Here is a 26,138-nt window from a genome sequence, read left to right as displayed (position 1 = left end):
CCCTCGGAATCGACGGCGTGGGCGCTTGTGCGCCTTGGATTTCGGGCTTCCACACCCGGCTGCGAGATTTATCGCAGCAAAGAGTGTCTTCATTGCGGCAAGCAAGAGTGTCAAGTGCCGCAGTTGCATACAAAAAAGCCGCCCTGAGGCGGCATTTTTTTGGATCCAGTGGCAACACGGCGTGCTGCGGTTGGCGTGGTGGCGAAACAGCGTCTCGCCACCACGGACACTGACGTTACATCCCGTGCGCGGCCAACTGCCCAAGCCGCTGCACTGCCACCGACACGGTCGGGTAGTCCAGGGTCTTCTGCTCGGCCACATCGGCCAGCATGGCCAGGGTGAAGCGCAGGCTGGAATCGTCGCGCGCCAGCCAGTTGGCCACCTTGTCCTCGGCACTGCTGCCGGGCATGGTCAGCACCTGGCCTACCAATGCACGCTGATGCGCGGCCAGTTCGTCGCGCAGCACGCCACGCGCCACCGCATGCCAGCGGCCGTTGACCTCCAGCGCGTCGATCTGCTCGAACAACCACGGCAGCCGCAGCGCGTCGCCCAGGCGGAAATGCACCTTGGACACTTCCACCGGCTTGAGCTTGCGGGTGCGCGCGGTTTCGATGATGTCGAACGCCGGTTCCAGGTAGCGTAACTCGCACAGCTGCTGCGCCAGTTGCGGCGGCAGTCCCTTGTCCTGCCATTCCTGCACGCTGGCTTCGTACAGCGGTCGCTGCGTATCGGACAATACGCCCGAGGCGACACGGATGTCGTTGAACGGGCCGTGGTAACGCTCCACCGCCGCCGTGATGCCCGGCATCTGGCCCGGACGCAGCAGCAGCCAACGCACGAACGAGCGTTGCAGGCGCCAGATCACTTCCAGTGCATCGATCTGCACCGACTCGGGCACCTTGCCGTCCAGCGCATCGATCTGCGTCCACAGCGCGCGCGCATCCAGCGTTTCGCGGCTGATGGTGTAGGCCTTGGCGACCTCGGCGATGCTGCGGCCGGTGTCTTCCTGCATGCGCATCAGGAAGGTGGCGCCCATGCGGTTGATGGTGGTGTTGGTCACCGCAGTGGCGATGATTTCGCGCTTGAGGCGGTGACGCTCCATCGCATCGGCGTACTTCTTCTGCAGCGGCTGCGGGAAGTACCGCTGCAATTCCTTGGACAGGTACGGGTCTTCGGGAATGTCCGATTCCAGCAGCTGCTGGAACGCCACCAGTTTGGAGTACGACAGCAGCACCGACAGTTCCGGACGCGACAAGCCCTGCCCGCGTGCCTTGCGTGCCGACAGCTCGGCATCGGAGGGCAGGAACTCGATCTGGCGATCGAGCAAGCCCTGCAGTTCCAGCGTGCGGATGAAGTGCTGCTTGGAGCCCAGCCGCTTGACGCTCATGCGTTCCATCAAGCTGATCGCCTGGTTCTGGCGGTAGTTGTCCCACAGCACCAGGTCGGCCACTTCGTCGGTCATCGACGCCAACAGCGTATTGCGCGCGTCATAGGTGAGCTTCTTGGCCTGCACCATGTCGTTGAGCAGGATCTTGATGTTCACCTCGTGGTCGGAGGTGTCCACGCCGGCCGAGTTGTCGATGAAGTCGGTGTTGAGCAGCACGCCGGTCTGCGCGGCTTCGATGCGGCCCAGCTGGGTCAGGCCCAGGTTGCCGCCCTCGCCCACCACCTTGCAGCGCAGCTCACCGCCATTGACGCGCAGGCCATTGTTGGCGCGGTCGCCCACATCGGCGTGCGATTCGCTGGATGCCTTGACGTAGGTGCCGATGCCGCCGTTCCAGAACAGGTCCACCGGCGCCTTGAGGATGGCATTCATCAGCTCGTTGGGCGAGAGCTGCTTGACGTTGGACTCCAGCCCCAATGCCTCGCGCACCGGCGCGCTGATGTCGATGGACTTCAGGGTGCGCGGATAGATGCCGCCACCGGCGCTGATCAGCTTGGCGTCGTAGTCCGCCCAGCTGGAACGCGGCAGCTTGAACAGGCGCTCGCGCTCGGCGAAGGACGCAGCTGCATCCGGCGACGGGTCGAGGAAGATATGCCGGTGGTCGAACGCGGCCAGCAGGCGGATATGCCTTGAGAGCAGCATGCCGTTGCCGAACACGTCGCCGGACATGTCGCCGATGCCGACCACGCTGAAATCCTGGCTCTGGCAATCGCGCCCCATCGCACGGAAGTGGCGCTTGACCGACTCCCACGCACCGCGCGCGGTGATGCCCATGCCCTTGTGGTCGTAACCGACCGAGCCGCCGGAGGCGAACGCATCGCCCAACCAGAAGCCGTGGTCCAGCGCCAGCCCATTGGCGATGTCGGAGAAGGTCGCGGTGCCCTTGTCGGCGGCGACCACCAGATACGGGTCGTCCTGGTCGTGACGCACCACCTGCGGCGGCGGCACGATCTTGCCGCCGACGATGTTGTCGGTCATATCGAGCAGGCTCTGGATGAACAGCTTGTAGCAGGCGATACCTTCGGCCTGGATCGCGTCACGGTCGCCGCCCACCGGCGAGCGCTTGACGTAGAAACCGCCCTTGGCGCCCACCGGCACGATGACCGTGTTCTTGACCATCTGCGCCTTGACCAGGCCCAGCACCTCGGTGCGGAAATCCTCGCGGCGGTCGGACCAGCGCAGGCCGCCACGCGCCACCGCGCCAAAGCGCAGATGCACGCCTTCCACACGCGGGCCATAGACGAAGATCTCGCGATACGGACGCGGCTTGGGCAGGTCCGGCACCCGCGCCGAATCCAGCTTGAAGCTGATGCAATGGGCGTGCTTGCCCTGCTTGTCGGTCTGGTAATAGTTGGTGCGCAGCGTTGCATCGATCACATCGATGAAGCTGCGCAGGATGCGGTCTTCGTCCAGGCTGGAGACGCGGTCCATCAGCTTCAGCAGCGTGGCGCGGGTCGCTTCCTGCTGCGCGGCGCGGTCGCCGCCGCGGGCCTCGAGCACCGGCTCCAGCGCCTTGAGCGTAGCTTCGTCGCCAGCGGCCAGCGCAGACAACTCTTCGCGCAGGCGCTCCTGGCCGGCAAAGATCTGCGCCTTGGTCTCGCTGCCGGTGGACGGGTCGAAGCGCGCTTCGAACAGTTCCACCAACAGGCGCGCCAGCAATGGGTAACGGGTGAAGGTGGCTTCCACATACGCCTGCGAGAACGGCACCGCCGTCTGCAGCAGGTACTTGCAGTAGCCACGCAGCAACGCGACCTGGCGCCAGTGCAGGCCGGCGGCCAGGATCAGGCGATTGAAGCCGTCGTTTTCCGCATCGCCGTTCCAGATGCGCTCGAAGGCTTCACCGAAGCTGGCGTCGGCGTTGGCCGCGTTGATCTTGCCGGCGGTGGATTCGACCTCGAAATCCTGGATGTAGACCGGCGTTTCGCCGACCTGCAGCCGATACGGCCGCTCGGAGATCACGCGCAGGCCCATGTTTTCCATCATCGGCATCGCGTCGGACAACGGAATGTCGTCGAGCTGGCGGTACAGCTTCAGGCGCAGGCCTTCGCCCGCATCCAGGCGCATGCCGTCGTCGCGACGGATTTCCTGCAGGCTCAGATGTAGGTCATCGGGGCCATCCAGCGTGGCCAGGTGCTCGACATCGGACACTGCCGACTCGATCGACGAGTCCTCGATGTAACCGGCCGGCAGCGCGCGGCCGAAGTTGGCCGCCATGCGCAGGCCGTTGGCCTCGCCGTGGCGCGCCACCAGCGCTTCGCGCAGGGCGTCGCGCCAGTTGCGCAGCAGATGCGCCAGGCGCGATTCGAGTTCGGTGGTGTTGAACTCCAGCGCCTCGCCACTCTTGGGGCGCACGATCAGATGCAGCTGCGCCAATGGCGATTCGCCCAGCACCACGCTCGAATCGATGTACTCGCCATGCAGCGCGTCCTTCAACAGGCCTTCGATGCGCAAGCGCACATCGGTGTCGAAGCGTTCGCGCGGGATGTACACCAGCGCAGAAATAAAGCGGCTGTATTTGTCGCGGCGCAGGAACATGCGGCTGCGCACACGCTCCTGCAGCCCCAGGATGCCGATCGCCGTGCGGTACAGCTCTTCTTCGTTGGACTGGAACAGCTCCTCGCGCGGCAGCGTTTCCAGGATGTGGCGCAACGCCTTGCCGCTGTGGCTGCTCGGGGTCAGCCCCGACTTGCTCATCACGTATTCGTGGCGCTGGCGCACCAGCGGAATTTCCCACGGGCGGCGGTTGTAGGCGCTGGAGGTGAACAGGCCCAGGAAGCGCTGCTCGCCGACGATGCGGCCCTTGGCGTCGAATTCCAGAATGCCGATGTAATCCATGTAGCCAACACGGTGCACGCGCGAGCGTGCGTTGGTCTTGGTCAGGATCAAGGCGTCCTTGAGCTTGGACGAGGCATTCAGGCCATGCGCGGCCAGGGTGGTCACCGGGCGCGCCGGCGAGGTGTCGTGGCCGCGCATCAGGCCCAGGCCGGTCTCTTCCACCGGGGCCAGCACGTCCTGGCCGTCCTGCTTCTCCACGCGGTATTCGCGGTAGCCGAAGAAGGTGAAATGGTCGGCGGCGGCCCAGCGCAGGAACTCCTGCGCCTCGTGGCGGCTGATGTCGTCGATGGGCAGGCGGCGGGTGGCCAGGTCGTCGGCCAGCATCACCATCTTCTCGCGCATCGCGGCCCAGTCCTGCACGATGGCGCGCACCTCGGCCAGCACCTTGCGCACCGCCGCTTCTACCTTGGGCATCTCATCGGCGGGCTGGCGGTCGATCTCCAGCACCATCAGCGATTCGCTCTTGCCCTCGCCCACCGCGGTCAGCTTGCCGGCCTTGTCGCGCGCAATGCGCAGCACCGGGTGGCCCAGCACGTGCACGCCGATGCCCAGGTCCGACAGGGTCATGCTGACCGAGTCCACCAGGAACGGCATGTCGTCGTTGACGATCTGCAGCAGCGTATGCGGCGACTCGTAGCCGTGGCTTTTCAGGGTGGGGTTGAACACCCGCACGTTGACCGTGCCGGCCTTGCGCACGCGGGCAAACTCCAGCATGTCCGACGCCAGCGCCGCCCATTGCTCGGGCGGGTGATTGGGGAACTCGTCTTCTTCCATGCGCCGGTAGAAGTCGGCGGCGAACGCCTGGACCTCGCCCTGGCGGGCCGCCGGGTAGCGCTTGCGCAGTGCGGCAAACACCGGCTCGAGGGTGACCGCCTGCGGTTCGGTGGCAAGCACGGGGACGGCACGTTCGGCGACCGGTTTGACCGACGTCGTGGACGATTTCGGAGCGGCTTTCTTGGCTGTCATGAGAGCGCTGGGATGCTCGGTAGGAAAGCTGAATTGTACCGATGGACCGTGACAACGCCTTGCTGCATAGCGCAAATGCTCAGCGCCCGGCAGGCATCGCGGGGATGCAAAAGCCGTATGGGTCTGAAGTTTCCCGCCGCTGCCCGGCCGGGCGCCGCCGCCGATCGCCAGATCCGGCAAAGTCCGGTGCGACGCTTGGCACACAAGGCGTTGTGCAGACCGGACGGCCTACGTCAAGGCTGTTTAAAAACTAAACTGGACGGTATAGTCTACCGCCATGACCCCTCGTTCCCCCCGTGCTGCCCGGCGTTCGGACTGCGATCGCCGCATCCACGCTGCCGTGCATACCTTGCTTGCCGAACGCGGAATGCGGCTGAGCATGGACGCGGTGGCCGAGCGCGCCGGCTGTTCCAAGCAGACGCTCTACAGTCACTACGGCTGCAAGGAGAACCTGCTGCGCGATGTGCTACAGGACCACGTGCACCTGGCCACGGTGCCGTTGGACGCGGTCTCCGGCGATCTGCGCGAGGACCTGCTGGCCTTTGCGCTGGCCCATCTTGACCGTCTGAACAGCCCAGATGTGCTACAGACCTGTCGTCTGCTGGAAGCCGAGTCGCATCGGTTCCCGGATCAGTCCCGGCAAGTTTTCCACGAAGGCGTGGTCGGCATGCAGCGACGTCTGGCGCATCGCTTCGAACAGGCGATGGCGGCCGGCCAGCTGCGCCATGACGATCCGCACTTCATGGCCGAGCTGCTGCTGAGCATGATCGTCGGGCTGGATTTCGATCGCCAACGGTTTCAAGTTCCCCATCGCGCCGGCCTGCCCGCCAGGCAGCAGTGGGCGCAGTTCGCCGTCGACACCTTTATGCGGGCGTTTGCCGCGGCACCTGCCGCGCCTGCGCCGGCCCCGCTTTCTTTTCTCACTTCAAGACCCTAACGGAGTTCCTCCTGATGATTGCCCCGCTCCGCACCTTCGGCCTGGCCTTGGCCATCACCGCGGCGCTCGCTGCCTGCAGCAAGCCCGAACAGCAGCAGGCGCCGCCGCCGCCGGAAGTGTCGGTGCTGGAAATGAAGCCGCAGACGCTGCCGCTGGAACGCGACCTGGTGGGCCGCCTGTCGGCGTTCCGCTCGGCCGACGTGCGCGCCCGCGTGGACGGGGTGCTGCTCAAGCGCCTGTACACCGAAGGCACTGACGTCAAGGAAGGCCAGCCGCTGTTCGAGATCGACCCGATGCCGCTGCGGGCCACCCTGCTGCAGGCCCAGGGCCAGCTGGCCGCGGCCGAAGCGACCTATGCCAATGCCCAGATCGCCGCCAAGCGCGCGCGCAGCCTGGCGCCGCAGCAGTACGTCTCGCGCGCGGACATCGATAACGCCGAAGCCACCGAACGCTCCTCCGGCGCCAACGTGCAGCAGGCGCGCGGCGCGGTCGAGGCCGCCCGGATCCAGCTGGGCTTCGCCAGCGTCACCTCGCCGATCACCGGCCGCGCCGGCATCCAGCGGGTGACCGAAGGCGCCCTGGTCGGCGCCGGCGAAGCCACCTTGCTGACCACGGTCGACCAGATCGACCCGCTGTACGTGAACTTCGCGATGAGCAGCGAAGAACTGGCCTCGCTGCGCCAGGCCCAGAGCAGCGGCAACGTGCAGCTCAGCGGCGACGGCAAGTCCACCATCAACGTGGAACTGGGCAACGGCACCCAATACCAGCACCCCGGCACCCTGGACGTGTCGGCGGTGACGGTGGACCCGAGCACCGGTGCGGTGTCGCTGCGCGCCACCCTGCCCAACCCGGAACTGTCGCTGCTGCCGGGTGCCTTCGTCACCTTCAAGGCCAGCCTTGGCCAGCGCAACAACGCCTATCTGGTGCCGCAACAGGCGCTGCAGCGCGATGCGACCGGCGCGTATGCGCTGGTGCTGGGCAAGGACGGCAAGGTGGTGCGCAAGAACCTTACCGTGGACGGCCAGCAGCAGGGCCAGTGGATCGTGACCGGCGGCGTGGCACCGGGCGACCAGGTCATCGTCGATGGCGTGCAGAAGGCCAAGGAAGGGCAGCCGGCCAAGGGCGTGCCGTGGGACCCGAACAAGCCGGCCGCAGGCGGCCAGCCCGGTCAGCCGGGCGCTCCCGGCGCGGCACCCGCCGCAGGCCAGGCCGGCAATACGCAGGCCGCACCGGCCGCCGACGCGGCCGATGCCGCGGCACCGGCGGCGCAGGAGCAGCCCAAGCAGGACGCGGCCGCGCAGCCGGCCGACTCCCAGTCCAAGCAGCAGTGACGGAACCCGGACATGCCTAAGTTTTTTATCGAACACCCGATCTTTGCCTGGGTGGTGGCGATCCTGATCTCGCTTGCCGGCGTGATCTCGATCCTCAATCTGGGTATCGAGTCGTACCCCACGATTGCCCCGCCGCAGGTCACCGTCACCGCCAACTTCCCCGGCGCCAGCGCCGACACCGCCGAAAAGGCGGTCACGCAGGTCATCGAGCAGCAGCTCACCGGTATCGACCACCTGCTCTATTTCAACTCGTCGTCGGCGTCCAACGGCCGCGTCACCATCACGCTGACCTTCGAAACCGGCACCGACGCGGATATCGCGCAGGTGCAGGTGCAGAACAAGGTGTCGCTGGCCACGCCGCGCCTGCCCTCGGAAGTGACCCAGCAGGGCGTGGTGGTGGCCAAGGCCAACGCCGGCTTCCTGATGGTGGCGGCACTGCGCTCGGACAACCCGTCGATCGACCGCGACGCGCTCAACGACATCGTCGGTTCGCGCGTGCTCGAGCAGATCTCGCGTGTACCCGGCGTCGGCAGCACCAACCAGTTCGGCGCCGAGTACGCGATGAACATCTGGTTGAACCCGGAGAAGCTGCAGGGCTACAACCTGTCGGCCACCCAGGTGCTGACCGCGGTACGCAACCAGAACGTGCAGTTCGCCGCCGGTTCGGTCGGCGCCGACCCGACCCCGCAAGGCATCAGCTTCACGGCCACGGTGTCGGCGGAGGGGCGTTTCAGCTCGCCGGAAGAGTTCGAGAACATCATCCTGCGCACCGACAACAATGGCGCCACCGTGCGCCTGAAGGACGTCGCACGCGTCTCGGTCGGCCCCAGCAACTACGGCTTCGACACCCAGTACAACGGCAAGCCCACCGGTGCGTTCGGCATCCAGCTGTTGCCGGGCGCCAATGCGCTGAACGTGTCCGAGGCGGTCGGTGCCAAGCTCGACGAACTGCAGCCCACCTTCCCGCAGGGCGTGAGCTGGTTTGCGCCGTACGAGTCGACCACCTTCGTGCGCATCTCCATCGAGGAAGTGGTCCACACGCTGGCCGAAGCCATCGTGCTGGTATTCCTGGTGATGCTGCTGTTCCTGCAGAACTTCCGCGCCACGGTCATCCCGACCCTGGTGATTCCGGTCGCGCTGCTGGGCACCTTCTTCGGCATGTACGCCATCGGCTTCACCATCAACCAGCTGACGCTGTTTGCGATGGTGCTGGCGATCGGCATCGTGGTCGATGACGCGATCGTGGTGATCGAGAACGTCGAACGCATCATGAGCGAGGAGCATCTGGAGCCTAAGGCAGCCACGCAGAAGGCGATGACCCAGATCACCGGCGCGGTGGTGGCCATCACCGTGGTGCTGGCGGCGGTGTTCATCCCCTCCTCGCTGCAGCCCGGTGCGTCCGGTGCGATCTACAAGCAGTTCGCGCTGACCATCGCCATGTCGATGGGCTTCTCCGCGTTCCTGGCGCTGACCTTTACCCCGGCGTTGTGCGCCAGCTTCCTCAAGGCCACCCATTCGGACAAGAAGAACTGGGTCTACCGCACCTTCGACAAGTACTACGACAAGCTGGCGCACCGCTATGTGGGCGTGGTCGGCCACACCTTGAAGCGCTCGCCGCCGTGGATGATGGTGTTCGTGGTGCTGGTGGTGCTGTGCGGCTTCCTGTTCACGCGCATGCCGAGCAGCTTCCTGCCCGAAGAAGACCAGGGCTTTGCGGTGGCGATCGTGCAGCTGCCGCCGGGCGCGACCAAGATCCGTACCAACGAAGCCTTCGCGCAGATGCGTGCGGTGCTGGAGAAGCAGCCGGCCGTGGAAGGCATGCTGCAGATCGCCGGTTTCAGCTTCCTGGGTTCGGGCGAAAACGTGGGCATGGGCTTCATCCGGCTCAAGCCGTGGGAAGAGCGTGACGTCACTGCCGAGCAGTTGATCCAGCAGCTCAACGGCGCCTTCTACGGCATCAAGGGCGCGCAGATCTTCGTGGTCAACCTGCCCACCGTGCAGGGCCTGGGCCAGTTCGGCGGCTTCGACATGTGGCTGCAGGACCGCGCCGGTGCCGGCCAGGAAGCCTTGACCCAGGCGCGCAACATCGTGCTGGGCAAGGCCGCCGAAAAGGCCGACACCATGGTGGGCGTGCGCCCGAACGGGCTGGAAAACGCACCGCAGCTGCAGTTGCACGTGGACCGCGTGCAGGCGCAGTCGATGGGGCTGGACGTCAGCGACATCTACAACTCGATCCAGCTGATGCTGGCACCGGTGTATGTCAACGACTACTTCTCCGAAGGCCGCATCAAGCGCGTCAACATCCGCTCCGACGACCAGTTCCGCACCGGCCCCGAGTCGTTGCGCAACTTCTTCAGCCCGAGCACGACCGCGGTAGGCGCCGACGGCCAACCCGGGATGATTCCGCTGAGCAATGTGGTCAAGGCCGAATGGACCTACGCATCGCCGGCATTGAACCGCTACAACGGGTATTCGGCGGTCAACATCGTCGGCAACCCGGCGCCCGGCGGCAGTTCCGGTCAGGCGATGACGGCGATGGAAGAGATCGTCAACAACGACCTGCCACCGGGCTTCGGTTTCGACTGGAGCGGCATGTCGTACCAGGAAATCATTGCCGGTAACGCGGCGACGCTGCTGCTGGCGTTGTCGGTGGTGGTGGTGTTCCTGTGCCTGGCCGCACTCTACGAGAGCTGGTCGATTCCGGTGGCAGTACTGATGGTGGTGCCGATCGGCGTGCTGGGCGCAATCGTGTTCTCGATGCTGCGCGGCCTGCCGAACGACCTGTACTTCAAGATCGGCATGATCACCGTCATTGGTCTGGCCGCGAAGAACGCGATCCTGATCGTGGAATTTGCGGTGGAGCAGCGCGCGGCGGGCAAGACCCTGCGCGAGGCTACCCTGGAAGCGGCGCATCTGCGTTTCCGCCCGATCCTGATGACCTCGTTCGCGTTCATCCTGGGTGTGTTGCCGCTGGCCATCTCCACCGGTGCCGGCGCCAACTCGCGTCACTCCATCGGTACCGGCGTGATCGGCGGCATGGTGTTCGCCACCGTGCTCGGCGTGATCTTCATCCCGCTGTTCTTCGTGGTGGTACGCCGCATGCTGGGCGACAAGCTGGACGAGCAGTCCAAGGAATATCTGGTCGCACAGAACGACTCAGGCACGCATCGCCCGGATCGTTGATCCCGGACAGGGCGTAGAACGAAAAGCCCCGGCAATGCCGGGGCTTTTTTTTGTTGCGCAACAGCGGTGTCCCGTAGGAGCGTACCCGGGCGCGACGGGCATGACCGGTAACGCCCGTCGCGCCCGGGTGCGCTCCTACGATGGGGGGATTGGTGAAAAGCCGTGCTCGGGCAATGCCCGCACAGCGCGATCGCACAACCGTCATGCCGTTGTAGGAGCGCACCCGGGCGCGATGGGCTGTACCGGTGACGCCGATCGCGCCCGGGTGCGCTCCTACGACGACGGCGGCTAGGTGCGCGGGCGCGCGCCGGTGGAGCCGCGCACCACGCAGCGCCCGGTCATGACCATGCGGCGGATCGGCAATTGCGGGTTGCTCAGCCGCTCGAGCAGCAGCGACATCGCCGCGCGGCCCATGTCTTCGACCGGCTGTTCGACCACGGTGATGCCCGGCTCGACCAGATCGGTCCAGCGCTCGTTGTCGAACCCGGCAAGGGCCAGGTCGTCGGGCAGGCGCAGACCGGCGGTGCGGGCGGCCTTCAGCGCCCCCATCAACAGCAGGCTGTTACTGGTGACAATCGCTTCGGGGCGGTCATCGTTGGCCAGCCACCGCTCCAGCTCGACAATGGCCGCCTCGGCGGTGGGTGCCACTTCGCGGTAATCCGGGCTCAGGCCTTGCGCGCGCATCGCGGCCAGGTAACCGTCGCGGCGCTCGGCCGCCGTGGTGCTGGTGCTGCCGAACAACCCGCCGATGCGCTGGTAGCCCTGCCCCTGCAGATGCGCCACCAGCTCGCCCATGGCCGCGGCGTTGTCCAGCACCACGCTGTCGTAGCGGCTGCCGGGGCCGGCACGGTCGACCAGCACGGTGGGGTAATCCAGGGCCAGTTCGTGCATGCGCCCCACGGTGACCCGGGTCGGCGCGAAGATCAGCCCGGTGATGCGTTCTTCCTGCATCAGCTCCAGATACAGCGCCTCGCGCTCGGGATCTTCATCGGTATTGCACAGGGTCACGCGCATACCGGCACGGTAAGCGACCTCTTCCACCGAGCGGATCAGCGCAGTGAAGTACGGGTTGCGGATGTCGGCCACAATCACGCCCAGGATGCCGGACTGCTGGGAGCGCAGCCGTCGCGCCATCAGGTTGGGGCGATAGCCGGTCTGGCGGACGGCGGCCTCGACCTTGGCCCGCACCTCCTCGCTCACCGGCCCGGTACCCAGGGCGCGCGAGACCGTGGATTTGGACACACCGGCCACCCGGGCCACGTCATTGATGCTGATACTCACTGGGACCGTTCCCGCTCCATTTGCGCACCTGACCCAGGTGCGGTCTCGCCTCTGATCCTAACCCGAAAGCACTACAAGGATTTTGTGCACCGCACATTGACCTGAAACGTGGGAACGTTCCCACTATACTTCCCAGCCTGATCCCCCAATCGGAGCCCGCCTTGTCCTCTCCGTCGCCTGCCCCCGTGACTCCCGAGCTCATCCGTCTGCATGCGCAGGCCCGCGACAAGGACGATGCCATTGCCCAGGCCGCGCAATTGCTGGTGGCCGCCGGCTGCGTGGCGCCCGGCTACGACGCCAGCATGCGCCGCCGCGAAGGCCTGGCGAACACGTTCCTGGGCCACGGCCTGGCCATCCCGCATGGGGTGGGCGACGACCGCCATCTGGTGCGCCGCGACGGCATCGCCGTCCTGCAGCTGCGCGACGGCGTGGAGTGGAACCCCGGCCAGACCACCCGCCTGGTGGTCGGCATTGCCGCCCAGTCCGACACCCACATCACCCTGCTGCGCCGCCTGACCCGGCTGATCCAGGACCCGGCCCAGCTGGAAGCGCTGTTCAGCACCGACGACCCCGCCGTCATCGTGGCCGCGCTCACCGGCGACCGCGCGCCGGACGCCAGCGCCGCGCCCGCCAGCGACCTGGCCGAACGCTTCGAGTGGACCATTGCCTATCCCAGCGGCCTGCACGCCCGCCCGGCCACCCGCTGGGCCGAGACCGCCCGCGGCTTCTCCGCGCGGGCGCAAGTGCGTGCCGGCGACCAGGCCGCCGATGCCAAGAGCCTGGTCGGCCTGTTGCAGCTGGGCCTGCGTGCCGGCGACAGCATCACCGTTTCGGCCGAAGGCGCTGATGCACCCGCCCTGCTCAAGCGCCTGCGCGCCGTGATGGACAGCCTGACCGCGCAGGAAAAGGCCGACGCCGAGCGTGCCGCGCAGCGCCGCGCCGCCCCGGTGGTCGGCTGGACCCCGCCACAGGCGCAGCCGACCATCGTCGGGATTGGCGCCAGCCCGGGCGTGGCGATCGGCATCGTGCACCGCCTGCGCGCCGCGCAAACCGAAGTGGCCGATCAACCGGTGGGTCTGGGGGATGGCGGCGCATTGCTGCACGACGCGCTGACCCGCACCCGCCAGCAGCTGGCGGCCATCCAGGACGACACCCAGCGCCGCCTTGGCGCCTCGGACGCGGCCATCTTCAAGGCCCAGGCCGAACTGCTCAACGACACCGACCTGATCACCCGCACCTGCCAGCTGATGGTCGAAGGCCACGGCGTGGCGTGGTCGTGGCATCAGGCGGTGGAACAGATGGCCTCCGGCCTGGCCGCGCTGGGCAACCCGGTGCTGGCCGGCCGCGCGGCCGACCTGCGCGATGTCGGCCGCCGCGTGCTGGCCCAGCTCGACCCGGCCGCTGCCGGCGCCGGGCTGACCGACCTGCCCGAGCAGCCGTGCATCCTGCTGGCCAGCGACCTGTCGCCCTCGGACACCGCCAATCTGGATACCGCCCGCGTGTTTGGCCTGGCCACCGCGCAGGGCGGGCCGACCTCGCATACCGCGATCCTGTCGCGCACCCTGGGCCTGCCGGCGCTGGTCGCTGCCGGCGGCCAGTTGCTGGATATCGAAGACGGCGCCACCGCCATCATCGACGGCAGCAGCGGGCGCCTGTACCTCAACCCCTCCGAGCTGGATCTGGACGCGGCCCGCACCCACATCGCCGAGCAGCAGGCCATCCGCGAGCGCGAAGCCGCGCAGCGCGCGTTGCCGGCCGCAACCACCGATGGCCACCACATCGACATCGGTGCCAACGTCAACCTGCCCGACCAGGTGGCGATGGCGCTGACCCAGGGCGCCGAAGGCGTGGGCCTGATGCGTACCGAATTCCTGTTCCTGGAAAGCGGACGTACCCCCAGCGAAGACGAACAGCACGCCACCTACCTGGCGATGGCGCAGGCGTTGGACGGCCGCCCGTTGATCGTGCGTGCGCTGGATATCGGCGGCGACAAGCAGGTGGCACATCTGGAACTGCCGCACGAAGAAAACCCGTTCCTGGGCGTGCGTGGTGCGCGCCTGTTGCTGCGCCGCCCCGACCTGCTGGAGCCGCAGCTGCGTGCGCTGTACCGTGCCGCCAAGGACAGGGCGCGGCTGTCGATCATGTTCCCGATGATCACCTCGGTGCCGGAGCTGATCGCCCTGCGCGACATCTGCGCACGCATCCGCGCCGAACTGGACGCTCCGGAAGTGCCGATCGGCATCATGATCGAGGTGCCGGCCGCCGCCGCCCAGGCCGACGTGCTGGCGCGCCATGCAGACTTCTTCTCGATCGGCACCAACGACCTCACCCAGTACGTGCTGGCGATCGACCGCCAGAACCCGGAACTGGCCGCCGAGGCCGACAGCCTGCACCCGGCGGTGCTGCGCATGATCCGCAGCACCATTGAAGGCGCACGCAAGCACGGCCGCTGGGTCGGCGTGTGCGGCGGCCTGGCCGGCGATGCGTTTGGCGCCAGCCTGCTGGCTGGCTTGGGCGTACAGGAACTGTCGATGACGCCCAACGATATCCCGGCGGTGAAGGCGCGCCTGCGTGGTGCCTCGATGCACCAGCTGCAGCAACTGGCCGAGCAGGCGCTGAACTGCGAAACCGCCGAACAGGTGCGCGCGTTGGAAGCCAAGCGCGAGGACGCGGCATGAGCCTGCACGCCATCACGGTCACGCTGAACCCGGCGATCGACCAGACCATCCAGCTCGACAGCCTGCAACCCGGCGCCGTGCATCGCGCCAGCAGCGTGCGCAATGATGCCGGCGGCAAGGGCATCAACGTGGCCGCCTGCCTGGCCGACTGGGGGTGTCAGGTCGCCGCGCTCGGCGTGCTCGGCGGCGGCAATGCCGGCGTGTTCGAAGCGCTGTTCCGCGAGCGCGGCATCGTCGATCACTGCCAGCGTGTATCAGGCGAAACCCGCACCAATCTCAAGCTGGTGGAAGCGCGCAGCAACGACACCACCGACATCAACCTGCCCGGCCTGCAGTTGCGCGGCGCGCACCTGCAAGGCGTAGTCGATCAGCTTGCACCGCTGCTGCGCCCCGGCCTGCCGGTGGTGCTGTCCGGCAGCCTGCCGGCCGGCCTGCCGGCCGACAGCTGGGCGCGATTGCAGGCCCAGGCCAGCGCGGCCGGCGCGCGGGTGTTGCTCGATACCAGCGGCGCGCCGCTGGTGGCCGCCCTGGATGCCGCACGCGACGCACTGCCGTATGCGGTCAAGCCCAACCGGCACGAACTGGAAGCCTGGACCGGCCGGCCGTTGACCGACCGGGCCGCGCTTGGCGCCGCCGCGCACGAACTGCTCGCGCGCGGCATCCAGCTGGTGGTCATTTCGATGGGCACCGACGGCGCCCTGTTCGTGCAGCGCGACCAGCGCCTGATCGCGCGCCCCCCGCGCCTGGCCCGGGGCAGCAGCGTCGGTGCCGGCGATGCGATGGTGGCCGGGCTGGCGGCAGCGCTGCTGGATGCCGCCACCGACCTGGCGCAGTGCGCGCGGCTGGCCACGGCGTTCTCGATGTGCCGGCTGGAAAGCGGCGACGCACGCCGACTCACCGCCGACGGCGTGCGGCGTGCCGCCGCCGAGGTCGTGATCGAGACCGTGTCGTGAGCCGGTCCCTGCAGGTGCGGCCCGACCGCAGGTCGCCACGCGCACGGCGCACAGCGACCAATGGCACGCCCGGCACGCGTCGCACGCACGCCTAACCCATCGAATTCCCCCGCCGGCCACACCGGCGACCGCAATACAGCAGGAGTCTTGCCATGTCCTCTTCCATCGTGGTCATCGCCGCCGGCGAACGCAGTACCGAAGCCGTCCTGGCGGCCGAAGCGCTGCGCCGTGCGGCTACCGCCGCCGGGCGCAGCGTGACGATCGAGATCCGCAGCGACCAGGGCGTGCTCGGCGCCTTGCCGAGCGAGCTGACCAGCGCGGCCACCCAGGTCCTGGTGGTCGGCGATGCCGATGCCGACAGCGCGCGCTTCGGCGACGCACAGTTGCTGCACCTGAGCCTGGGTGCCGTGCTAGACGACCCGGCCGCAGCGGTCGGTCAATTGGCCGTGCCCGCCTCGGCCGCCGGGTCGGCAGCCTCCGGCACCGGCAGCAAGCGCATCGTGGCCATCACCTCCTGCCCCACCGGCATCGCGCACACCTTCATGGCCGCCGAAGGGCTGCAGCAGGCTGCCAAGAAGCTGGGCTATCAGATGCGCGTGGAAACCCAGGGCTCGGTCGGCGCGCAGGACGCGCTGACCGATGACGAAATCCGCGCGGCCGATGTCGTCGTCATCGCCGCCGACCGCGAGGTCGACCTGGCCCGGTTCGCTGGCAAGCGCTTGTTCAAGAGCGGCACCAAGCCGGCGATCAACGATGGCCCGGCGCTGATCAACAAGGCACTGGCCGAAGCCAGCGTGCACGGCGGCGCGGCACCTGCCACCGGCACCGCCACCAGCGCCACCGCGAGCAAGGGCAACGGCCGCACCGGCGCCTACAAGCATCTGATGACCGGCGTGTCGTTCATGCTGCCATTCGTCACTGCCGGCGGCCTGTTGATCGCGCTGGCATTTGCACTCGGCGGCATCTACGCCGGCGACGACGCGCACCAGGGCACGCTGGCCTGGTCGCTGTTCCAGATCGGCGCCAAGGCCGGCTTCACCCTGATGGTGCCCGCGCTGGCCGGCTATATCGCCTACTCCATCGCCGACCGCCCCGGCATCGCGCCCGGCATGATCGGCGGCCTGGTCGCCGCCAACCTCAATGCCGGTTTTCTCGGGGGGATCATCGCCGGCTTCATCGCCGGCTACGGCGTGGCCGCGCTCAACCGCTACATCAAGCTGCCGCGCAACCTGGAAGGGCTCAAGCCGGTGCTGATCCTGCCGGTGCTGGGCACCCTGCTGGTCGGGCTGGCGATGATGTACGTGTTCGGCCAGCCGGTCGCCGACTTGCTGGCCTGGCTCACCGCCTGGCTGCGTGGCATGCAGGGCAGCAGCGCGCTGCTGCTGGGCCTGCTGCTTGGCGGCATGATGGCCTTCGACATGGGCGGGCCGGTCAACAAGGCCGCCTATGCGTTTTCCACCGGCCTGATCGCCAGCCAGGTCTATACGCCGATGGCCGCCGCCATGGTGGCCGGCATGACCCCGCCGCTGGGTATCGCGCTGGCCACCTGGGTGTTCCGCAACCGCTTCACCCTGGAAGAACGCGGCTCGGCCACCGCCGCCGGCGTGCTCGGCCTGGCTTTCGTCACCGAAGGGGCGATTCCGTATGCCGCGCGCGACCCGCTGCGCACGATCCCGGCACTGGTGATCGGCTCGGCGGTGGCCGGCGCGATCTCGATGTCGGTCGGCGCCGAACTGAAGGCTCCGCATGGCGGCATCTTCGTGCTGCTGATTCCCAATGCCGTGACCCACCTGGCGATGTATGTGCTGGCCTTGCTGGCCGGCGTGGTGGTCACTGCCATCGCCCTGCGCGTGCTCAAGCAACCGGTGGCCGACGTCGTCGCCTGAGCCAACCCGCGGCGGCAGGCATCTGCCGCCGCATCCGACGCGCCGGACGCGCGTCACCCCTGCTTGCTGTTACCGCCGCGCCGCGTAGTGATCGCGCGCCGCCAGCGGCTTGCCCATGCCCTTGCTGTCGCGTTCGCCACCTCGGCCACGCCCTCTTTGTTCGGAGTCCTGCCATGTCCGCCCTGCTCTCCCACCGCGCTTCCCATCGTCTGCTGTGCCTGTCGCTTGCCATGGCGCTGGCCCCCTTTGCCCACGCGCAGGATGCCGCCGATGCCTTCAAGCTCAAGCTGGGCTACACCGGCGAAGCCGCCTCGATGATCGACGGCGGCCGCAAGAACGGCGACGCCTACGCCGGCCAGCTGATGGTCGGCACCGATGTCGACATGGACCGCCTGTTCGGCTGGAATGGCGCCATGGTCAAGCTGTACGTGACCAACCGCCACGGCACCAACCTGTCCAACAGCAGCATCGGCAACAGCACCTCGGTGCAGGAAATCTACGGCGGCCAGGGCACGCGCCTGGCCAACTTCACCCTGCTGCAAAAACTCTTCAACGACCGCCTGGAACTGGAAGCCGGCCGCAGCGTCGCCAACATCCACTTCCTTGGCTCGGACCTGTGCCAGTACTTCCAGGGCAACTCCGCCTGCGGCAACCCCACCTTCGTGTTCCGCACCAGCAACTTCACCTACTGGCCGGTCTCCAGTTGGGCCGCACACGCCACCGCCTGGGTCACGCCCAAGGTCTATGTGCATGTGGGCGCGTATGAAGTGAACCCGGTGCAGGCACAGGACGGCCAGCACGGTTTGAAGTGGAGCACCGACGACACCACCGGCGTGGTGGTGCCCTACGCCATTGGTTATAAGAACAAGGGCGGCGACGGTACGCTGGCGGCGATGTACGAACTCGGCGGCTGGCAGGACAACTCCGACTACACCGACCCGCTGCGCGACCGCAACGGCAACCCCGCCGTGCTCAGTGGCCTGGGCTATGAAAACAAGCAGGGCCGCTCGGGCCTGTTCGGCCGTTTCGAACAACAGGTCACCAACCCCGACCCATCCGGCACCCAGGGCCTGACCGTCTTTGCCGCCGTCCTCAAGAGCACCGGCGGCCAGGCGATCGAAGACCACTTCGTGCAACTGGGCCTGGTACAGAAAGGCACCTTCGCCAGCCGCCCGCAGGACAACATCGCCTTTGTCATCACCCAGCAGAAATACAGCGACGAGGCCCTGGAAAACCTGCGCCTGGCGCGCGCCTCTGCCGGCGGCACCGGCACCCCGGCCGACAACCAGATCATGATGGAGCTCAGCTACGGCATCCAGGTCACCAAGCGCCTGCGCATCGCCCCGAACCTGCACTACGTGATCAACCCCGACCAGTTCAATGAACCCACCCGTACCAACGATCTGAAGAACGCGCTGATTGCGGGCATGCGGATCGATTGGAATCTGTGACCCGTCGAGAAGCTGCGCGTTACGCGCACGCTTGGCCGCCACCACTGCCTGAAGTGAGTGGCGGGTGCGTTGCATCTGACTGCAGTGCAGCGCATTGCGTCGATTCGGTTGGCCTGGGCATTTGCCGGATGTGGCCGACGAGTTCGATGAGCCACGTCGGTGAGCAATTGCACGGAATGAGGCTTCATCGGCCTACCCGGTCGCGCAAGCCAGTCGCTGACCAGTAAGAGCACGCGACAGCGGATGCCGAAGCTGGAGTGATCCACCACTGCCTGACGCCTGAGTTAAGCCGCCCCGCGGAGCGGCGTCGGCTTGAGTGAATTGTTAGCGCTCATGCGGAAGAGCCAATATCCCCGGTGTGAAGCCACCAGGTGGAACAAACGTCGTCCACTGATCAGTCAAGGCGCTACCAGAGAACTTGAATACCTGCAGGTGGTACCCGATACCACCGCGCTCTACGGCGACTGTCCACAGTCTTGAGTCGCGGCAGGCACCAAAGAAACGGGCATGAGGCGCAGAATCCCGTACAACGTCCGTGGAGTTGAACGGTCCGTCTTTAGGAGAAATCTCTCCACCAACCGCCTGAGCAATCTGTGCGCGAAGTTTTGGCGGCACGTCCGACCAGGCAATGCCAGGAGTGCACGCTCTGTCTGCACCGGCAACCGGCACTGCAAGGAGTGCGCTGCTGAGAATGAGGGCAACGGTTGCGAGAAGTTTGGACATGAGTGCTAACGCCTGAATTAAGGCGAGCCACGAAGTAGCTTCGGCTTGAACGAATTGTTGGGACCCAGGCTAGTCAAGGCAAACGCCCGCGACAACCGTGCCCCTCTCGATCTTTTCATAGCACCCGTAGATGTCATGGGTGCCCACTTGACAGGTACCAGTTGAGTGAGAACCAACAACGGCATGCTCTGGCGCCTTGCACATTCCCTGGCATTCCGACTTATCCAAGCAGATGAAAAAGGCTTGACGCAGGCGGGAGTACCAAACATTCCAACGCCACGGACGAAGCCGCCGTCAGCCCTGCACTGCTCCTGATCAATCTTTGCAAGAGCAGCGGCCTGAGACTGCGCCAGACTTTTCTCCATCTGCCAATCGCGCCACGAACTGCAGCCGCAAAGGAGACAGACCGCAGCCAGAAACCTGAGAGCGCGGATGGCGGACATGGGTCCTAACACCTGAGTTAAGCCGACTTGGCGTATCGGCGGACAAGTTCGGCTTGAAAGAATTGTTAGAGCCCATCCAGCCAAGACTCCAGCTTCCGGTAAGCCATTGAGAAAGCACCTTGCCAGTTGTCCCCGGGGCCAAACCCATTTGGGTCAAATACAACGACAGGATTGTCCGGCGCAGCCAAGTCTATGCAGTAGTGGATGGCGCAGCCAACGTGAAGAATAGGAAGCAGGTGCTTGGGCCAAGCCCGACCTGGATCATCTTGATCTGGCTGGCTGAACATGCTGTAGAGGCTAAGAGCATTGGCACCTTGGTCCGTCAGATGGCCGGAACCTAAACCGAGCAAGCCATAGTCCGGGCCAAATCCGCCATTGCCACGTTTAGCGTAAAAGCTCAAGGAGCACGGAAGGGAGCGGATAGCCAACGGTGCTGTCCACCTCGGCAATCTCTTCATTTGTGGGTGCCGGGAATCTCACGTGTGCTCTAACGCCTGAATAAAGCCGCGTAGCGAAGCAACGTCGGCTTGAATGAATTGTTAGGGCGCATACTCACGGCGCGACCCTGCGCTTGTTGCTGATGCTAATGATCTCAGTGATCTCCAAGAAGCGCTTGTAAGCGCCGAGATTGCAGTAATTCCCCTCTGGACTGAGTGTGCCCCGTACAACTATGTCAGCGGTGCCCCAAGGGCCACCGGGAGAACCATTGGCCGGTACTTCTGCGTCCTTGAGCTTGGCAGAGTTGACGCACCATTGCTCCGAACTGCCTTCGGGTGTAAAAGCGGCGGTCTCGAAGTTGTAGAAATACTCACCGCGATAGGCATCCCCCGGAGCCTGAGTGGAAGCGCAGCCCGCCAACGTAGCCAGAGAAAGAACTGTCAGATAAAGGTTTGCTCGCATGTGCAGCCTAACACTTGAATTAAGCCGAGTTGCCAAGCAACTTCGGCTCGAATGAAATATCAGGCTCCGAACCGCCGCACCAGCGAGTCGCACGCCGGTAGTGCTTGCAGTGTTGCCCACGCAATTGCGGACTGCATGTCCGGCTCCAGCTCTGCCAAAGCCTCTGGGGCCCAGCGCGCCCGGATAGATCCAATAGGCAGAGCATCGATTTCAGACGAGATCATGCCGAAGGTGAGAAAGTCAGGATCAAGATCCTCTACCTCGACCTCCCGGCGAAGCCCGGCAAGCGAGTGGCACCCCTCCAAGATGGGCACCTCACCAGAGAGAATGCCCGAAGCTATCTCAAAAGCTTGCCGACGGGCGGACAGTACATACTGCTCATGAGTCATACGCTCGATCATTGGGGTCTAACGCCTGGATTAAGCCGCGCCGCGAGGCGGCGTCGGCTTGAATGAATTGTTAGGCTGCGGCGCTGCGTGGGAAAGCTGCATGCGACTAAGAACTTGCCTTGGCACTAACACGGTGCGCGACCCAGTTTAGCCCGACCCACAGTCCAGCAAGATACGCACAGGAAGCCGAGATGTACACGGTGGAGCCAAAGGTTTTGAGCCAGGGTGTTGCTAAGCCAAGTAAGAAAATGCTAACCAAGGCAAGCGCGAAATAAACGAGGCGAGCTTTGGAGCCTTTGGTCACAAGAATTCCTCTCTGCGGCCTAACGCTTAAATTAAGACGAGTTGCGAAGCAACTCCGGCTTGAATGAGTTGTTAGGCAGTGAGTGGCCGCAAAGGTTGGATGGTGCAACCATGCTCCCTAGCACTGACGCCTGGACCGATTGTGCCACAGCTTGCGGGATGGAGCTTGCCAGTGATGCAGCGGCGCGTGGTGACACCGAAGCCAAGTGCAATGACCCCAGCATGGCGACAACGTTTGTCGGCGAAGCACAGAACCTACCGCCACCAACAACGGTGATGACTGCTGTCCGGAGCCGACCGTATGCAAGCCAGTGAACTCACCGAAGCGGCAACCACAAACGCACTTACTCCGCTACGGCCTAACGCCTGAATTAAGCCGACGCGGAAGCGGGGTCGGCTTGAATGAATTGTTAGGCCGTGTGCCTAGAAGACACACTGCGTAGACGTGCCACGGCCCGTCGGTTTGAAACACCCGCTTACAGAGTCAGCACACACATTCCCCCTCTCAGTTTCGATGCATTCGCGTTGACAGTCTGCAGACTTTGAGCAGGTATTTCCACCGTCCGTCGCCATAAGAATGCATCCGCTCACGATGGTCGTTGGTGTTGGGTCTACCCAGTCGCCACCACGACCCACACATTCTCTCTTTGTGTTTGGTAGAGGTAGCTTCTTCTGCTGATTGCTTTCGGAGGCTTGAGTGCAGGCTGATAGCAATGCTGCGAGTACAGTGACTGTGAGAAGATGCTGTGAATTCATTTTAGCGGCCTAACAACTATTGGACCGCCGAAATGCGGTGTTGCGCTGAGTATCTTCGATCGCTGGCGCTTTGTGAACGCAGCAAATCCTAGTCGGGGTCAAGGGATTGCACGATGGCAAGCGACCGCGACCATGCGGATGCCTGCGGCGTTATCCAGCAAGGACGCAGGCGTATGAGATACACCCCCAAAAACAGGGGCGTAACAGCACGTGCAGCGCTCTGGCTACTCGATCAGGTGCGCGACCGCCTACGGGTTCCGCACTACAGCCTGAGTACCGAGCAGGCCTATTTGAGCTGGATACAGCGCTTCATCCTGGCCAACGGCAAGCGCCATCCGGCGTAGATGGGCCAGGCGGAGACCGAGGCGATCCTCACCCGCTTGGCGACCGATGCGCAGGTGTCTGCAGGCACACAGAACCCGGCGTTGGCGGCGCTGTTGTTTCTCACCGCGAAGTATTGCGTATCGATCGGCATCACGTATCCGACGAGATCCCGAGTGCTCAAGATCTTGCGTAGTGGCGTTACAGCGCACAACCGTGCACGCACAACGTCCACCACCACAAACGAAAAAACCGCGCAATGCGCGGTTTTTTCGTCAGACCTTTTGCCAACCGATCAAGGACGACGCGCCAGCGCCTCCACGTCCTTGGCCTTGGGCAGCAGGTCCTGCTTGGTCACCGCGAACGGGCCGATGCTCAGCATCGGCACCGCGACGATCACCGAGGAGATCACCACGATCACTGCGCCGATCATGTGCGTCTCGGCCAGGCCTTCCATCGACTCGCCGCCGTAGATGTACAGCGCCATCGCCGACAGGAAGAACATCACCGCGGTGATCACCGTGCGCGAGAGCGTCTGGTTGATCGAGCGATTGAGCACTTCCAGCGGCTCCACGCGCAGGGCGCGGAAGTTCTCGCGCACGCGGTCGAACACCACGATGATGTCGTTGATGGCAAAGCCCATCACCGACAGCAGGCCGGCCAGCACGGTCAGGTCGAACTCGCGGCCGGTCAGTGACACGTAGGCCACCGTCAGCAGCAGGTCGAACAACGCGGTCAGGCTGGCCACCACGGCAAACTTCCACTCGAAGCGGAACGCGATGTAGATCAAGAAGCCCACCAGCATGAACACCGTGGCGTACACGCCGTTCAAGGCCAGGTCCTTGCCGACCTGCGGGCCGACGAACTCGCCCGGCTGCACGGTGGCCGGGTTCTGCTCGGTGCTCACCGCCTTGCGCACTTCTTCGGCGACCGTGCGGGCCGCATCGTCGCGGTTATTGTGCTGCTCGCGGGCCTGCAGGCGGATCATCACCTCGTTGCCGCCGCGCGCGTTCTGCACCTGCGCATTCTCGAAGCCGGCCCTGGCCAGCTGCTCGCGCACCTGGTCCACGTCCACCGTCTTCTGGAAGCTGGTCTGCACGAGCGTACCGCCGGTGAATTCCAGGGCGTAGTTGAAACCCTTGCCGATGACGATGCCGACCGAGGCGATCGCCAGCACCAGCATCAGGATCAGCACCGGCTTGCGCAGGCGCATGAAGTCGATCTTGGTGTCGTTGGGAATGAGATGGAGCGGGAACAATTTCATGGAAAAGAGCTTCCGTTTAAGACGTCTGCATCGTCAGGACGCAGACGCTTGCGAAGGGATTCATCCCCCGGCCCTGCGCAGCGGGCTGCACGGGCCGGGGCCAGGCTCGCATCTCAGATGGCGACGGATTTCAGCTTCTTGCGGCTGCCATAGATCAGCACCGCCAGCGCACGCGACACGGTGATCGCGGTGAACATCGAGGCGAAGATACCGATCATCATGGTCAGCGCAAAACCCTTCAACGGGCCGGTACCGAACGCGTACAGGGCCACCGCCACGATCAACCCGGTGAGGTTGGCGTCGAGGATGGTGCCGCCGGCCTTTTCGTAACCTGCCGCAATCGCCGACTTGGGCGGCACGCCCAGGCGCAATTCCTCGCGGATACGCTCGTTGATCAGCACGTTGGCGTCCACCGACAAGCCGACCGACAAGGCCAAACCGGCAAATCCCGGCAGCGTCATGGTGGCGCCGAACAGCGACATCACCGCCACCACGATCAGCAGGTTGAACAGCAGCGCCACCGAGGTGATCGCACCGAACACGCGGTAGTAGACGGTGAAGAACACCAGCGTGAACAGGAACGAGTAGATCACCGCGGTGACGCCGCGCTCCACGTTCTCCGCACCCAGGCTGGGGCCGATCACGTATTCCTCGACGAAGTCCATCGGCGCGGCCAGCGAGCCGGATTTCAGCAGCTTGGCCAGGTTTTCCGCTTCGGTCTTTTCCAGCCCGGTGGTCTGGAAGTTCTTGCCGAACACACCCGCAATGCGGGTTGGCGACAGGGCCTCTTCCTTGACCCGCACGCTGCGCACTTCCTTGCCGTCGACCATGGTCACGGTGGGAATGCGCTCGATGTAGACCACCGACATCAGCTTGCCGACGTTGGCGCTGGTGTAGTCGAACATGCGCTGGCCGGCCACGTTGTTGAGCGTCACCGCCACTGCGGGCATGCCGTTCTGGTCGGTGCTGACCGAGGCGCTGACCATCTGGTCGCCGGTCACCAGCGCGCGCTTGTTGAGCAACACCGGCGCGCCGGTATCGCGTACGCGGTAGACCTTGGCTTCCGGCGGGATGGTGCCGCTGCGCACGGCGTCTTCGGCATTGCCTTCGACCACCGCGCGGAATTCCAGCGATGCGGTGGCACCGATCAGGCGCTTGGCCTCGGCGGTGTCCTGCAGGCCGGGCAGTTCGACCACGATGCGGTCATCGCCCTGGCGCTGGATGGTGGGCTCGGACACCCCCAGCGCATTGACGCGATTGCGCAAGGTGGTGAGGTTCTGCTCGATCGCGCCACTGGCGATCTGCTTGAGCTCGGCTTCCGGCACCTTCACCGAAATGGTCTGCCCGCTGACGTCGTAGGTCAGCAGCGGCTGCGCCTTGGCCAGTGCGACGCGTGCGGCATCGGCGCTGGCGCCCTCGCCCAGGCTGACCTGGATGCTGTTGTCGCCGCGGCGCTCGACCGAGCGATAGGCGATGCGGCCGTCACGCAAGGTGGTGCGGATGTCTTCGGCAAAGCCGTCGATGCGCTTTTCCACCGCCGCCTTCTGGTCGACCTGCATGGCGAAGTGCACGCCGCCGACCAGGTCCAGGCCCAGCACCATCGGCCGGCCGCCCAGCTTGGCCAGCCACTCCGGCACGGTGGACGCCAGGTTCAGCGCCACCGTGTAGTTCTCGCCCAGTTGCTGGCGCAGCACGTCGTTAGCACGGGTCTGCGCCTGCAGGTTGGGCAGGCGCACCATCAGGCTCTCGCCTTCCTTGGTCACCGCCTTGGGGGTGATGCCGGCGGTCTTGAGTTCGGCATCGATGCGGCTGCGCAACGCGTCGTCGAGCTGCGCGCCACGACTGGCGGTGATCTGCACCGACGGGTCTTTCTGGTAGATGTTGGGCAGCGCATACAGCGCGCTGACCGCCAGCACCAGCAGGATCAGGAAATACTTCCAGCGAGGAAATTCGAGCATTGCGACAGTCCCGCGCTGCACCATCCCGGCGCCGCGCCTAGCAGTGAGAACGACTTCAAGCGGCCGATACAGCGTCGCGAGCGGTCATCCGGTGGATGCGAGCAGTGCGCGGAGCCGGCACGCCGGAGGGGCGCAG

The 26,138-nt window shown here is 65.5% G+C and carries 15 protein-coding genes; 8 read left to right on the top strand and 7 right to left on the bottom strand.

Annotated features, from left to right (window positions below; translation table 11 throughout):
- Positions 1–235 precede the first annotated feature (235 nt).
- Positions 236–5,245 (bottom strand): NAD-glutamate dehydrogenase, encoded by a 5,010-nt coding sequence (locus ABQZ09_RS13780; RefSeq protein WP_349777145.1) that lies wholly within the window; start codon positions 5,243–5,245, stop codon positions 236–238.
- A 277-nt stretch (positions 5,246–5,522) separates the two neighbouring features.
- Here ABQZ09_RS13780 and ABQZ09_RS13775 point away from each other — a divergent pair, with 277 nt between their 5' ends.
- Genes ABQZ09_RS13775 through ABQZ09_RS13765 form a run of 3 tightly spaced genes read left to right on the top strand, consistent with a single transcriptional unit; the run spans position 5,523 to position 10,696 of the window.
- Positions 5,523–6,182 (top strand): TetR/AcrR family transcriptional regulator, encoded by a 660-nt coding sequence (locus ABQZ09_RS13775; protein WP_104579576.1) that lies wholly within the window; start codon positions 5,523–5,525, stop codon positions 6,180–6,182.
- 14 nt (positions 6,183–6,196) lie between these two features.
- On the top strand, positions 6,197–7,513 hold the full coding sequence (locus tag ABQZ09_RS13770) for an efflux RND transporter periplasmic adaptor subunit (protein WP_104579575.1): 1,317 nt from the start codon (positions 6,197–6,199) through the stop codon (positions 7,511–7,513).
- A 12-nt stretch (positions 7,514–7,525) separates the two neighbouring features.
- Entirely contained in the window at positions 7,526–10,696 is a 3,171-nt protein-coding gene (locus ABQZ09_RS13765) for a multidrug efflux RND transporter permease subunit (RefSeq protein ID WP_349777144.1), read from the top strand.
- A gap of 288 nt (positions 10,697–10,984) precedes the next feature.
- Here the strand turns inward: ABQZ09_RS13765 and ABQZ09_RS13760 are convergent, their stop codons facing one another.
- Entirely contained in the window at positions 10,985–11,977 is a 993-nt protein-coding gene (locus ABQZ09_RS13760; protein WP_349777143.1) for a LacI family DNA-binding transcriptional regulator, read from the bottom strand.
- Positions 11,978–12,138: 161 nt separating this feature from the next.
- Between ABQZ09_RS13760 and ptsP the strand changes: the two genes are divergently transcribed.
- The 4 genes from ptsP (at position 12,139) to ABQZ09_RS13740 (ending at position 18,945) form a co-directional block, all read left to right on the top strand.
- Positions 12,139–14,655, top strand: a complete 2,517-nt coding sequence (gene ptsP, locus ABQZ09_RS13755; protein WP_349777142.1) for a phosphoenolpyruvate--protein phosphotransferase — start codon at positions 12,139–12,141, stop codon at positions 14,653–14,655.
- Positions 14,652–15,608, top strand: coding sequence for a 1-phosphofructokinase (gene pfkB / locus ABQZ09_RS13750; protein ID WP_349777141.1), 957 nt, complete (start codon positions 14,652–14,654; stop codon positions 15,606–15,608). The genes ptsP and pfkB overlap by 4 nt, the downstream gene beginning before the upstream one ends.
- 152 nt (positions 15,609–15,760) lie before the next feature.
- Complete coding sequence (locus ABQZ09_RS13745) at positions 15,761–17,494, top strand: PTS fructose transporter subunit IIC (RefSeq protein ID WP_349777140.1); 1,734 nt, start codon at positions 15,761–15,763, stop codon at positions 17,492–17,494.
- Positions 17,495–17,667: 173 nt separating this feature from the next.
- A complete protein-coding gene (locus ABQZ09_RS13740; protein ID WP_184554825.1) occupies positions 17,668–18,945 on the top strand; it encodes a carbohydrate porin in 1,278 nt (425 codons plus the stop codon).
- 324 nt (positions 18,946–19,269) lie between these two features.
- On the opposite strand, the gene ABQZ09_RS13735 is transcribed toward ABQZ09_RS13740, so the two are convergent.
- From ABQZ09_RS13735 to ABQZ09_RS13725, 3 genes are all read right to left on the bottom strand, one after another.
- The gene (locus ABQZ09_RS13735) at positions 19,270–19,668 is read right to left on the bottom strand and encodes a hypothetical protein (RefSeq protein WP_184554828.1); all 399 of its coding nucleotides are present in this window, start codon (positions 19,666–19,668) and stop codon (positions 19,270–19,272) included.
- Positions 19,669–20,663: 995 nt separating this feature from the next.
- Positions 20,664–21,011, bottom strand: coding sequence for a hypothetical protein (locus tag ABQZ09_RS13730; protein ID WP_184554831.1), 348 nt, complete (start codon positions 21,009–21,011; stop codon positions 20,664–20,666).
- A gap of 59 nt (positions 21,012–21,070) precedes the next feature.
- Entirely contained in the window at positions 21,071–21,412 is a 342-nt protein-coding gene (locus ABQZ09_RS13725) for a hypothetical protein (RefSeq protein WP_349777139.1), read from the bottom strand.
- A gap of 1,220 nt (positions 21,413–22,632) precedes the next feature.
- Between ABQZ09_RS13725 and ABQZ09_RS19915 the strand changes: the two genes are divergently transcribed.
- Positions 22,633–22,803 (top strand): phage integrase N-terminal SAM-like domain-containing protein, encoded by a 171-nt coding sequence (locus ABQZ09_RS19915; protein WP_266103835.1) that lies wholly within the window; start codon positions 22,633–22,635, stop codon positions 22,801–22,803.
- Between the two features lie 272 nt (positions 22,804–23,075).
- Here the strand turns inward: ABQZ09_RS19915 and secF are convergent, their stop codons facing one another.
- Together secF and secD are read right to left on the bottom strand one after the other, a co-directional pair.
- Entirely contained in the window at positions 23,076–24,044 is a 969-nt protein-coding gene (secF, locus tag ABQZ09_RS13715) for a protein translocase subunit SecF (protein WP_349777138.1), read from the bottom strand.
- A 113-nt stretch (positions 24,045–24,157) separates the two neighbouring features.
- Positions 24,158–26,002, bottom strand: coding sequence for a protein translocase subunit SecD (secD, locus tag ABQZ09_RS13710; protein ID WP_184440177.1), 1,845 nt, complete (start codon positions 26,000–26,002; stop codon positions 24,158–24,160).
- Between the last annotated feature and the right edge of the window lie 136 nt (positions 26,003–26,138).

It is taken from the genome of Xanthomonas sp. WHRI 6106 (assembly GCF_040202405.1).
Classification (GTDB): domain Bacteria; phylum Pseudomonadota; class Gammaproteobacteria; order Xanthomonadales; family Xanthomonadaceae; genus Xanthomonas; species Xanthomonas cannabis.
Note: the sequence above shows the minus strand (reverse complement) of the source record. Positions and strands in the feature narration are given on the sequence as shown.